The sequence below is a fragment of the Rhodococcus sp. 14C212 genome (genome assembly GCF_011058195.1).
Classification (GTDB): Bacteria; Actinomycetota; Actinomycetes; order Mycobacteriales; family Mycobacteriaceae; genus Rhodococcus; species Rhodococcus aetherivorans.
The window spans coordinates 1-10,630 of the sequence record NZ_JAALEH010000132.1; the positions used below are offsets into that span (position 1 = coordinate 1).

Here is a 10,630-nt window from a genome sequence, read left to right on the forward strand (position 1 = left end):
TGTGTACAAGAGCCAGCGCCCACACCCCGAGGGAGCACCGCGCCCCGCGACCGACCACCCGGGCCTCGCATTCGCGGCCACGGCGCCACCGGCCCCCACCTCCGCCCTCCGAGCAGCACAAACCCTCGACCTCGCCCGGTGCGACGGCCGGCGGCTCCGACCCAGCGAACGGCACCGCCGCCGAGCCGGGCCAGGTGCCTCGGGCACCGGAACGGACGGGCCACACCCGCGACGTTCGGGACCGGGGTGTGGGCGTGACGCGACACGCCGCCCGGCTGGTTCGTCCGGCGCAACCCCGGCGGCGCCCTTACGCTGTGCCTGCGTGTCGGAGGTCACGCCACTTTCCCACCCTCCAGGAACGAGGTCGTCACGATGGTCCACCGCTTCTCCGGCAACCGATTCCGTCCGTATGTCGTCCGGGGCACCGCGCTCACCGCAGCCGTGGCGCTGAGCGTGCTCGTCGGCCCGGGCGCCGCCACCGCCGCCGTCGACAACGCCCGCGTGCTGCCCCTTGCGGACGGCAACGCGATCGAGGTGCTGCAGGCCGACACCTCCATCCAGGGTGTTCTCCCGCTCGACAGCTCCCCGCTGAGTGTCGAGTTCTTCCACGACGGTTCCGCCACCGTGAACATCACCGGGCCCGGTGCCGCCGACTACACCGGCACCAAGCTCACCCTCGGGTATCAGATCGGCTACCCGGTCGCGGTGCCCGGCGCGGTGGTGCACATCTTCACCCCGAGCCTGGACTGGGAGGTCGGCAACGACGTCGGCGTCAACGTCGAACTGGCACCCGAGTTCGCTCTGGGCCTCGACGCGAGCACCGGCGCGACGATCGGCGGCTCGATCATTCCCGAGCAGGAGATCGAGGTCGAACTCGAACCCGGCGGCATCACCGAAGTCGCCATCGTCGAAGACCACGAGTTCGACGGGGATTCGGTCACCGTCCGGATCGCCGGGGTGCACGGCTCGGTCTCCGGTGCGGTCGGTCCGGTGACGGTGCGGCCGTTCGCGCGGGCGATCACCGCCAACAACGACACCGTGGTCACCTACGGCGTCCCGCAGCGCCTCAACTGACCGATTCCGTCGGTGGTGGCTCGGACTCAGCGGGTCACCACCGACGGAGACGGCGGCGATGTTCCTCGGCGTGCGACCGGCAGTTGACGTCGAGCTTCTGCCGTGAACTGCCGGGGCGATGACGCTGATCCGCGACACCTACCGGATTCTCGACGTCGCCACCGACGGGGACTCGGTCCGCATCTGCCGGACGACTCGCAGGCCTTCGAGCGGGCCCACCTGCGGGCATCCGCTGCCGGCCAACTACGTCATCTGCCGCCGGAGCCTCCATCGGACGGCGAGGGCGCCGACTTCGGGCCGGTGGTGATCCGGCCGCTCGCTCCCGGCGACGAACCCGAGGTTCGGCGGTTCCACGAACATCTCGGTGAACGCGACGCGTGCCTGCGATACTTCGCCGAGCCCCCGAACCGACTCGGCCGGCTCGCCGCAGCCTGTGCCGCAGCGACGAGCGGCACCGCGGACTCGGCGCGTTTGCCGGCACCGACCTCATCGGGGTAGCGCACTACACGCTCGCCGCCGCCACCCACTCGGCCCGGCCGTCCTGCAGTTGCTGATACCGAAGCAGAGAACCACACCAACTGTCAGCCCGGCGGGCGCAGGGCGGCGAACTCGTCGGTGACGCGCAGGCGCGACTCGGTGAAGCGGAACAGCGCCGGGGGCCGGCCGCCGGCGCGTCCCGGCGGGGCGGTGGTGCCGGTGGGGGTCAGGACGTCGCGCCGCTTGAGCACGCGCTGCAGGTTCGTGGCGTCGACCTGGTATCCGAGTGCCGCGCAATAGATCTCGCGTAGCGTGGACATGGCGAACTCGGCGGGGGCCAGCCCGAAGGCGATGTTGGTGTACGACAGCTTGGCGGCCAGGCGGATGCGCGCGTTCTCGACCATGACCCCGTGGTCGAACGACATCGCCGGCAGGTGCGACACGGGATGCCAGGCGGTGTCGTCGGGCAGGTGGGGATCGGAGGTGATCGGCACCAGCCCGAGGTAGGTCGAGGCGATCGTGCGCGGTCCCGGCACCCGGTGCGGGTCGGAGAACACCGAGAGCTGCTCGAGGTGGGCCACCTCGCGCACGTCGACCTTCTCGGCGAGCTGGCGACGGGCGGAGGTGGTGAGGTCCTCGTCGTCGCGTAGGCGGCCGCCGGGCAGCGACCAGGTGCCCGCCTCCGGGTCGAGGGCGCGCTGCCACAGCAGCACCCCGAGCTCGTTCTTCGTGCCCCCGTTGGTGTCCGGGAAGCGGCGAACCTGGAACACGACGATGAGCACTTCGTGAAGGGTGCTACCATGTGTCATGTTTTCGATCCTAAGTCGAAAACCCCCGAATACGGAAATCCGGGCACAGCCCGCCCGGTGCACGGCGAAGGAGCAGGCCATGACCACTACGACGTGGGCGGGCGCGCACACCCCGATCCAGGACGGACCCGGCGGCTACACCGGCGTCGAGGCGACCCCGGAGTGGGCCGAGGAGATCCGGCGACTGGCGCGCGAACGCAACGCCACGCTGCTGGCGCACAACTACCAGCTGCCCGCCATCCAGGACGTCGCCGACCACGTCGGCGACTCCCTCGCCCTCTCGCGCATCGCCGCCGAGGCCGAGGAGGACACCATCGTCTTCTGCGGCGTGCACTTCATGGCGGAGACCGCGAAGATCCTCAGCCCCGCCAAGACGGTCCTCATCCCCGACGAGCGGGCCGGGTGCTCGCTCGCCGACTCCATCACCGCCGACCAGCTGCGCGAATGGAAGGCCGACCACCCCGACGCGGTCGTCGTCTCGTACGTCAACACCACCGCCGAGGTCAAGGGTCTGACCGACATCTGCTGCACCTCCTCGAACGCGGTCGACGTCGTCGCCTCCATCGACCCCGACCGCGAGGTGCTGTTCCTGCCCGACCAGTTCCTCGGCGCCCACGTCAAGCGCGTGACCGGCCGGCAGAACATGCACATCTGGGCGGGCGAGTGCCACGTGCACGCCGGGATCAACGGCGACGAGCTGACGGCCAAGTCCAAGGCGCACCCCGACGCCGAGCTGTTCGTCCACCCCGAGTGCGGCTGCGCCACCTCCGCGCTGTACCTCGCCGGTGAGGGCTTCGTCGCCGACGACAAGGTCAAGATCCTGTCCACCGGTGGCATGCTCGACGCGGCCCGCGCCACCGGCGCGAAGCAGGTCCTCGTCGCCACCGAGGTGGGGATGCTGCACCAGCTGCGCAAGGCGGCGCCCGGCGTGGACTTCCAGGCCGTCAACGACCGCGCGTCCTGCCCCTACATGAAGATGATCACTCCGGCCGCGCTGTTGCGCTGCCTGCAGGAGGGCAAGGACGAGGTCCACGTCGACCCGGCCGTCGCCGAGCGGGCCCGGCAGTCGGTGCAGCGGATGATCGCGATCGGCAACCCCGGCGGCGGGGAGTGACGATGCCCTCCGGCGTCGGCGCGGGCCGGGCGGAGCGGCGGGACACGATCCGCTGGGAAGCCCGCGCCGACCTCGTGGTGGTCGGGGGCGGCGTGGCCGGCCTCACCGCCGCCCGCGCCGCGTCCCGGCGCGGACTGCGGGTGCTGACCGTCAGCAAGGGCGGCCCCACCGACACCGCCACCCAGTACGCGCAGGGCGGCATCGCCGTCGTCGCCCCGGGGCCGGCGGATTCCGTCGACTCCCACGTCGCCGACACCTGCGCCGCCGGCGCCGGCCTGTGCGACGAGACGGCCGTGCGGTCCATCGTCTCCGGCGGACAGGACGCCGTCGCCGCCCTCACCGACCTGGGAGCCGTGTTCGACCGCGGCCGTGACGGCGGCATCGCCCGCACCCGCGAGGGCGGCCACAGCACCCGCCGCATCATCCACGCCGGCGGTGACGCCACCGGTGCCGAGATCCAGCGTGCCCTGGGCGCGGCCGGACTGCCGGTGCTCTTCGGTGCCGCCGCCGCCCGCGTCCTCACCGACGCGCGCGGCGTCACCGGCCTGCTCGTCCTCGACGACCGGGGCCTCGGAGTCGTCCACACCCCCGCCGTGCTGCTGGCCACCGGCGGCCTCGGGCAGCTGTACGCGTGCAGCACCAACCCGCCCGGCGCCACCGCCGACGGTATCGCGCTGGCCCTGCACGCCGGCGCCGCCGTCGCCGACCTCGAGTTCGTCCAGTTCCACCCGACCGTGCTGTTCGCGGCCGGATCCGTCGGCCGTCGCCCGCTCGTCAGCGAGGCGGTGCGCGGCGAGGGTGCCCGCCTCGTGGACAGTGCCGGCCGCCCGGTCACCGCCGGGGTGCACCCCCTCGGCGACCTCGCGCCGCGCGACGTCGTCTCCCGGGCCATCGCCACCCGGCTCGCCGAGCTCGGCGACGACCACGTCCTGCTCGACGCCCGGCACCTCGACGGGTTCGCGCGGCGCTTCCCGACCGTCACCGCCTCCCTGGCACAGGTGGGCCTGGACCCGGCCCGCGACCTGATTCCCGTCGCTCCGGCCGCGCACTACTCGTGCGGCGGGGTCGTCACCGACGTGTGCGGCCGCACCGGTGTGCCCGGGCTGTACGCGGCGGGCGAGGTCGCCCGCACCGGCCTGCACGGCGGCAACCGGCTCGCCTCCAACAGCCTGCTCGAGGGCCTCGTCGTCGGCGAGCGCGCCGGCCTGGCCGCGGCCGAGGAGCGCGGCGGGCTGCGCGTCGAGACCGCCGACGCCGACCTGCCGGTCCGGCCCCGCGCAGACCGGGCGGCGTTGCAGCAGCTGATGACCCGGCACGCCTCCGTCGTCCGCGACGCCGCCGGGCTCGCCGTCGCCGGGGCGGGCCTCACCGCCGCCCCGACCGGCCGGTGCACCGACGCGGCGGCCCTCGAGGACGCCGCGCTCACCGTCGCGGCCCGGGCCCTGACCCTCGCGGCCGGCGCCCGCACCGAGAGCCGTGGTTGCCACACCCGCGACGACCATCCCGAATCCGACCCCGCGCAGCGTCGCAGCCTCGAGACGCGTCTCGACGCCGACGGCGAGATCACGCTGCGCACACCACAACTCACAGGAGCACACTGAATGGCCAGCACCGAGCTGCCCGCCGGACTCGATCGGGACGAGACGCTCGCGCTGGTGCGCGTCGCCCTCGACGAGGACCTGCGCTACGGCCCGGATGTGACCACCGACGCCACGGTGCCGGCCGACGCCGTGGCCACGGCGTCGGTGGTGCCGCGCAGCCCCGGCACCGTCGCCGGGATCGACATCGGTCTGCTGGTGCTCGACGAGGTCCTCGGTGCCGGCAGCTACGAGGTGCTCGACCGTGCCGTCGACGGGCATCGCGCCGCGGCGGGGGAGACGGTGCTCACGGTGCAGGCCCCCACCCGGGGCCTGCTCACCGCCGAGCGCACCATGCTGAACCTGATGTGCCACCTGTCCGGGATCGCCACCGCCACCGCACGGTGGGTCGACGCCGTCGCCGGCACCGACGCGAAGATCCGCGACAGTCGCAAGACGCTGCCGGGCCTGCGGGCGCTGCAGAAGTACGCGGTGCGGGTCGGCGGCGGTGTCAACCACCGGATGGGTCTCGGCGACGCCGCGCTGATCAAGGACAACCACGTCGTCGCCGCCGGTTCGGTGGTCGCGGCGCTGCGGGCCGTGCGGGCCCAGGCCCCCGACCTCGAGTGCGAGGTGGAGGTCGACAGCCTCGAGCAGTTCGACGAGGTGCTCGCCGAGAACGTCGAGCTGATCCTGCTCGACAATTTCCCGCTGTGGCAGACGCAGATCGCGGTCCAACGGCGCAACACCCACGCGCCGCAGACCCGCCTCGAGTCCTCCGGGGGCCTGACCCTCGACGTGGCCGCGGACTACGCCCGCACCGGCGTCGACTACCTCGCCGTCGGCGCGTTGACCCACTCGGTGAGCGTCCTCGACCTCGGTCTCGACATGTGACGCCACGCCGGGGCCGCGCTTGGCACCGGCCGCACCGATCGCGTACAACTGGCTACGTATCCGCCGCCGTGGGGCACCTCACGGCGGCGGCGCGCGTCCGGCGGGTCACAGGGGGTCCGCCACTACCGAGTTCCCCGCCTCGCCGGGGAACGGAGAGACCTCGCATGCGTTTGCCGATGTCACCGATCGACTCGATGTTCCTGCTCGGCGAGTCGCGCGAGCATCCCATGCACGTCGGGGGACTGATCCTGCTGCAGCCGCCGCCGGGCGGCGACGCCGGGTCCCTGCGCGCGCTGTTCGACGCGGCCCTCGCCGATGACGACGTCGCGTCCCTGTGGCGCCGGCGCGCGGTCCGTTCCCTCACCACCCTGGGGATGTGGGCGTGGGAGGACGACCCGCACTTCGACCTCGAACACCACGTCCGGCGCGACGCCCTGCCGCGCCCCGGGGGCATCGCCGAACTGCGCGCCCTGGTCTCGCGGCTGCACAGCACCCTCCTCGACCGCAGCCGGCCGCTGTGGGAGATGCACCTGATCGAGGGCCTCGCCGACGGACGGTACGCGATCTACACGAAGATCCACCACGCCCTCGCCGACGGTGTGGGCGCGATGCGGCTGCTGCACCGGGCCCTGAGCACCGACGCGGACCGCACCGACATGCCGCCGCCTTGGGCGCGCTTCCCGTCCGCCGACCCGCCGCACTCCGCGGTCGGGACCGCGCTCGACCTGCCGAGCATGACCGTACGGGCCGTGCGCGGCGTGATCGACGAGGCCGCCGGGATGGTGCCCGCCGTGGTCGGGACCGTGGACCGGGCCCTGCGGGGCCGCGGCGGCGCGGTGTCGCTCACGGCGCCGCGCACGATGCTCAACGTGTCCATCGCCGGTGGCCGCCGCTTCGCCGCGCACGACTGGTCGCTGACGCGGCTGCGGCGCGTCGCCGAGACCGCCGGCGCCACCGTCAACGATGTCGTCCTCGCGATGTCCGCGGGAGCGCTGCGCGCCTACCTCCTCGACCACGAGGCCCTGCCCGACGACCCGCTCGTCGCGATGGTGCCGGTGTCGCTGCGTCGCGGGAAGACCACCGAGGGCGGCAACGACGTGGGCGTGCTGATGTGCCCGCTCGCCACCCATGTCGACGATTCGGCGGCCCGCCTGGCCGCCATCCGGGACGCGATGCTCGACGGCAAGGAGTCCATGCGGGGCCGGTCCCAGACCACGCTGCTGGCCACGAGCGCCCTCGGTATGGCTCCGCTCGCGGTCGGGGTGCTCACCGGCAACCGGGCCGTGGTGCGGCCGCCGTTCAACGTGATCGTCTCCAACGTGCCGGGCCCGGCCGAGCCGCTGTACTGGAACGGCGCCCGCGTCGACGCCCTGTACCCGCTGTCGGTACCGGTCGACGGGCAGGCCCTGAACATCACCTGCACCAGCACCGACGACCGGATCGCGTTCGGTCTGACCTCGTGCAGCCGCAGCGTCCCGCAGCTCGATCGCCTGATCGCGCACCTCGACGACGAGCTCGCCGCGCTCGAACGCACCGTCGGGGTGGCAGGCGCCGACGGCGATCGCTGAGGCTAGGCTCGCCGGCGTGACTTCCTTCGACGCCGCCGTCGTCGCGGCCGTGACCCGGCACATGAACGACGACCACGCCGACGACAACCTGCTCGTGGTCCGCGCGTTCGCGGAACCCACGGCGGGTGCCGCCCGCATGACCGGCGTGCACACCGAGTTCGGCGAGTGGGTCGTCGAGGTCGGCGGCCTCGAGACGACGGTGCGGGTGCCGTGGCTCGAGCCCGTCTCCGACCGGGCGGGGATCCGCACCGCGGTGGTCGCGCTGTATCACGCCGCGTGCGAGCGGCTCGGTGTGGCGCCGCGGCCGCACTGACCGGCCGTTATGCCGCGACGGCCGCGCGCCGCACGGAGGCCAGGAACGCGGCGGCCGTGAAGAAGAGCCCGGAGAACACCCGGCCCGTGATGCGCTGCTGGCGCGGCGAGCGCATCAGCGTCAGCACCCGCGCCGCCAGGCCCGTGTAGCCGGTCATGACGATCATGTCGACGGTCACCATCGTCGCCGCGATGATCAGGTACTGCCGCAGCAGCGGGGCTCCGGGATCGAGGAACTGCGGCAGCACGGCGAGCATGAACACCACGGCCTTGGGGTTGCTCGCGTTGACCAGGAACCCGCGCGCCACCAGCGCCGGCGCCGAGCCGAGTCCCGGCGCCGCGCCGGGGTCGACCTCGGTGGGGCGGGTGCGCCACTGGCGCACCCCGAGGTACACGAGGTAGGCCACGCCGAACCACTTGATCACCGTGAACGCCGCCGCGGACCCGGCGAGGACCGCGCCGACCCCGGCGGCGACCACCATGATCTGCAGGAGCAGGCCGAGCTGCAGCCCGACGATGTTCCACCAGCCGCGCCGCAGTCCGTGGGCGAGGCCCGAGGACATGGACGCGATCGCGCCGGCGCCGGGGGAGAGGCTGATCACCCAGGCGGCGCCGAGCAGGGCCACCCACGTCTGCCAGGTCATCCGCCGATTCTACGACCGGGCCGTGCCGGTCACCCCGGCACCGGCACCGGCCACGGCTCATCCGTGACGGCCCGGTAGGCGTCGACCCCGTCGGTGGGACGGCGCGTCAGGTTCGGATCCGTGCGCACGTCGACGGTGTACAGGCCGAAACGCGGTGTATAGCTTCCCCATTCGTAGTTGTCGGTGAGCGACCAGTAGTTGTACCCGAAGACGGGTGCGCCGTCGGTCGCGGCGCGGCGCACCCGGTCGACGTGCTCGCGCAGGTGTCGCGCCCGGGTCCAGCCGTCGGCGCGGGGCGCCCCGTCGGCGGTGGGCATCCCCTTCTCCACGACGTACAGCGGCAGCCCCGGGAAACGGCGGGTGTAGTGCATCAGCGCCTCGTACATCCCGTCGGGATGCGGGACGATCGAGGCGAAATCGTCGGTGAGCGCGTGGATCGCGCTCGGGTTGGCGGGGGTGGCCCCGTAGTAGTAGTCGAGCCCGAGGAAGTCGAGGGTGTCGCGGACCCGGTCGACGAACGGGGCGTCGAGTCCGGTCTGCACGCCGGGGATGTACGCGGCGTTGGACGTCACGCGCGCGCCCGGGTCCAGTTCGTGGATCCGGGCGTAGATCGAGCGGTGCGCGGCGACCAGAGCGTCGAACATGCGGGGGACATCGGCCGCGTCGATTCCGCCGAAGGTGAGCTCCTTCTGGACGTAGATCGTCGGTTCGTTGATCGTCACCCACATCGCGCCCAGCCCGGCGTACCGGGCGACGACCTGCTCGGCGTTGGCGAGCCATGCTCCGACCGTGGCGGGATCGCGCCAGCCGCCGCGGTCGGCGATCCACCCGGGGTACACCCAGTGGTCGAGGGTGATCATCGGGATCATGCCGTGCCCGCGCACCGTCGCGACGACGTCGTCGTAGTAGCGCAGTTCGGCCTCGTCCCAGCTGTGCGGGGTGGGCTGGATGCGGGACCACTCGACCGAGAACCGGAACACGTCCACCCCGAGGTCCGCAGCCGCGGCGATGTCCTCCCGGTAGCGATGACGGAAATCCACCGAGGTGCCGACGAGTTCGTGGGTGCGGCCCGACGCGGCGTACCTGGTCCAGTTGCTGTCCGGCGGGGAGCCTTCGGATTGGAAGCCGGAACCCGACACGCCCCACAGGAACCCGTCTCCCGCGGCGTGGGCGGGCGGGGAGGACCCCGCCGCGGCGGAGGCCGTGACGGCGGCCGTCAGCACCACCGCGGCAGCGGCCCTCCGCACCACCGCGGCAGCGGCCCTCCGCACCGCCGCGACGGCGGTCCTCATCGTGAGTGCGCGGCGATCCCGGCCGCGAGCCGGGGCCACAGCTCGGTGAGGGCGCGCCGGCCGACGAACAACCCGAGGTGGCCGGCGTCGACGTCGTGCACCGTGATGTCGCCGGCGGGGGTGCTGACGTGGTCGGCGAGGGCGAGGACCTGTCCCGGTGGCACCACGAGGTCGTGCCGGCCGAGGACGATGTGCACGGGGCACTCGATCGCGCCCAGGTCCACCGGACCGGCACCGGTGGTGACGGCCCCGGCGACGAGGTCGTTGCCGACGAACAGGTGCTCGAGGATCCACGTGCGGAATGCGGCGGGGATCTCCTGGCGCCAGAGGAACCACCGTCGTTCGTCGATCGCCTGTCCGAGCGTGTCGGGATCGTTCAGCAGGCCCAGCAGTTCGAGGCTGCGCTGGACCTCGCTCACCGGGTCGGTGGGCAGCACCCCGAACAGCCGGCAGGTGTCGTACCACAGGTTGAGCACGGACGCGGACACCGATCGCGGCACGTGTTCGAGGGCGGCGGCGCCGGGACGATCGGCGTGGAAGTCGATCGGCGCCCCCGCAACGGTGAGGCTGTGCACGGTCCGCGGATGCAGTGCGGCGTGCATCGCGGCGAGCCAGCCGCCCTGGCTGCCGCCGACCAGGTTCACCCGTCCGCCGAGCAGTTCGACGGCCTCGGCGAGGACGGCGAGATGGTCGTCGAGGGAGGCGCCGTCGGTGACAGGGCCGGCGGGCGCCCAGTCCAGGCAGTACAGCCGCGACAACCCGCCGCTGCGCAGGGCGGAGACCTGGCTGCGGTCGGAGGACAGGTCGACGATGCACGAGTGTGATCCGGACTGCGGCGGCAGCAGCAGGGTGGGGACGGACTCGGGGGT

General features: G+C 72.9%; 10 protein-coding genes. 6 read left to right on the plus strand and 4 right to left on the minus strand.

The window, feature by feature from the left end:
- Positions 1-372 precede the first annotated feature (372 nt).
- Positions 373-1,074 (plus strand): MspA family porin, encoded by a 702-nt coding sequence (locus tag G6038_RS28595; RefSeq protein WP_165042018.1) that lies wholly within the window; start codon positions 373-375, stop codon positions 1,072-1,074.
- A gap of 581 nt (positions 1,075-1,655) precedes the next feature.
- Here the strand turns inward: G6038_RS28595 and G6038_RS28600 are convergent.
- Positions 1,656-2,360, minus strand: coding sequence for an NUDIX domain-containing protein (locus G6038_RS28600; protein WP_165042020.1), 705 nt, complete (start codon positions 2,358-2,360; stop codon positions 1,656-1,658).
- 79 nt (positions 2,361-2,439) lie between these two features.
- On the opposite strand from G6038_RS28600, the gene nadA reads away from it, so the two are divergent.
- The 5 genes from nadA (at position 2,440) to G6038_RS28625 (ending at position 7,826) form a co-directional block, all read left to right on the plus strand.
- Positions 2,440-3,474 (plus strand): quinolinate synthase NadA, encoded by a 1,035-nt coding sequence (gene nadA / locus G6038_RS28605; protein ID WP_165042022.1) that lies wholly within the window; start codon positions 2,440-2,442, stop codon positions 3,472-3,474.
- A gap of 2 nt (positions 3,475-3,476) precedes the next feature.
- Positions 3,477-5,075 carry an L-aspartate oxidase gene (locus G6038_RS28610; protein WP_165042024.1) on the plus strand — a complete coding sequence of 533 codons (1,599 nt, stop codon included), beginning with the start codon at positions 3,477-3,479 and terminating at the stop codon, positions 5,073-5,075.
- Positions 5,076-5,945, plus strand: coding sequence for a carboxylating nicotinate-nucleotide diphosphorylase (nadC, locus tag G6038_RS28615; protein WP_165042026.1), 870 nt, complete (start codon positions 5,076-5,078; stop codon positions 5,943-5,945).
- A gap of 164 nt (positions 5,946-6,109) precedes the next feature.
- The gene (locus G6038_RS28620; protein ID WP_165042028.1) at positions 6,110-7,513 is read left to right on the plus strand and encodes a wax ester/triacylglycerol synthase family O-acyltransferase; all 1,404 of its coding nucleotides are present in this window, start codon (positions 6,110-6,112) and stop codon (positions 7,511-7,513) included.
- Positions 7,514-7,529: 16 nt separating this feature from the next.
- Positions 7,530-7,826, plus strand: a complete 297-nt coding sequence (locus G6038_RS28625) for a DUF2470 domain-containing protein (RefSeq protein ID WP_165042030.1) — start codon at positions 7,530-7,532, stop codon at positions 7,824-7,826.
- A 7-nt stretch (positions 7,827-7,833) separates the two neighbouring features.
- Here G6038_RS28625 and G6038_RS28630 read toward each other — a convergent pair whose 3' ends face one another.
- From G6038_RS28630 to G6038_RS28640, 3 genes are all read right to left on the minus strand, one after another.
- Positions 7,834-8,469, minus strand: a complete 636-nt coding sequence (locus G6038_RS28630) for a LysE family transporter (protein ID WP_165042032.1) — start codon at positions 8,467-8,469, stop codon at positions 7,834-7,836.
- Positions 8,470-8,498: 29 nt separating this feature from the next.
- The gene (locus tag G6038_RS28635) at positions 8,499-9,761 is read right to left on the minus strand and encodes a family 1 glycosylhydrolase (protein ID WP_165042034.1); all 1,263 of its coding nucleotides are present in this window, start codon (positions 9,759-9,761) and stop codon (positions 8,499-8,501) included.
- The coding region (locus G6038_RS28640; RefSeq protein WP_165042036.1) for an alpha/beta fold hydrolase at positions 9,758-10,630 on the minus strand (873 nt) is incomplete at its 5' end. The genes G6038_RS28640 and G6038_RS28635, both read right to left, overlap by 4 nt.

Excerpts from the sequence above, each read along its gene's own strand:
- G6038_RS28595 (WP_165042018.1), top strand. The coding sequence starts at position 373 with ATGGTCCACCGCTTCTCCGGCAACCGATTCCGTCCGTATGTCGTCCGG.
- G6038_RS28600 (WP_165042020.1), bottom strand. The coding sequence starts at position 2,360 with ATGACACATGGTAGCACCCTTCACGAAGTGCTCATCGTCGTGTTCCAG.
- nadA (WP_165042022.1), top strand. The coding sequence starts at position 2,440 with ATGACCACTACGACGTGGGCGGGCGCGCACACCCCGATCCAGGACGGA.
- G6038_RS28610 (WP_165042024.1), top strand. The coding sequence starts at position 3,477 with ATGCCCTCCGGCGTCGGCGCGGGCCGGGCGGAGCGGCGGGACACGATC.
- nadC (WP_165042026.1), top strand. The coding sequence starts at position 5,076 with ATGGCCAGCACCGAGCTGCCCGCCGGACTCGATCGGGACGAGACGCTC.
- G6038_RS28620 (WP_165042028.1), top strand. The coding sequence starts at position 6,110 with ATGCGTTTGCCGATGTCACCGATCGACTCGATGTTCCTGCTCGGCGAG.
- G6038_RS28630 (WP_165042032.1), bottom strand. The coding sequence starts at position 8,469 with ATGACCTGGCAGACGTGGGTGGCCCTGCTCGGCGCCGCCTGGGTGATC.
- G6038_RS28635 (WP_165042034.1), bottom strand. The coding sequence starts at position 9,761 with ATGAGGACCGCCGTCGCGGCGGTGCGGAGGGCCGCTGCCGCGGTGGTG.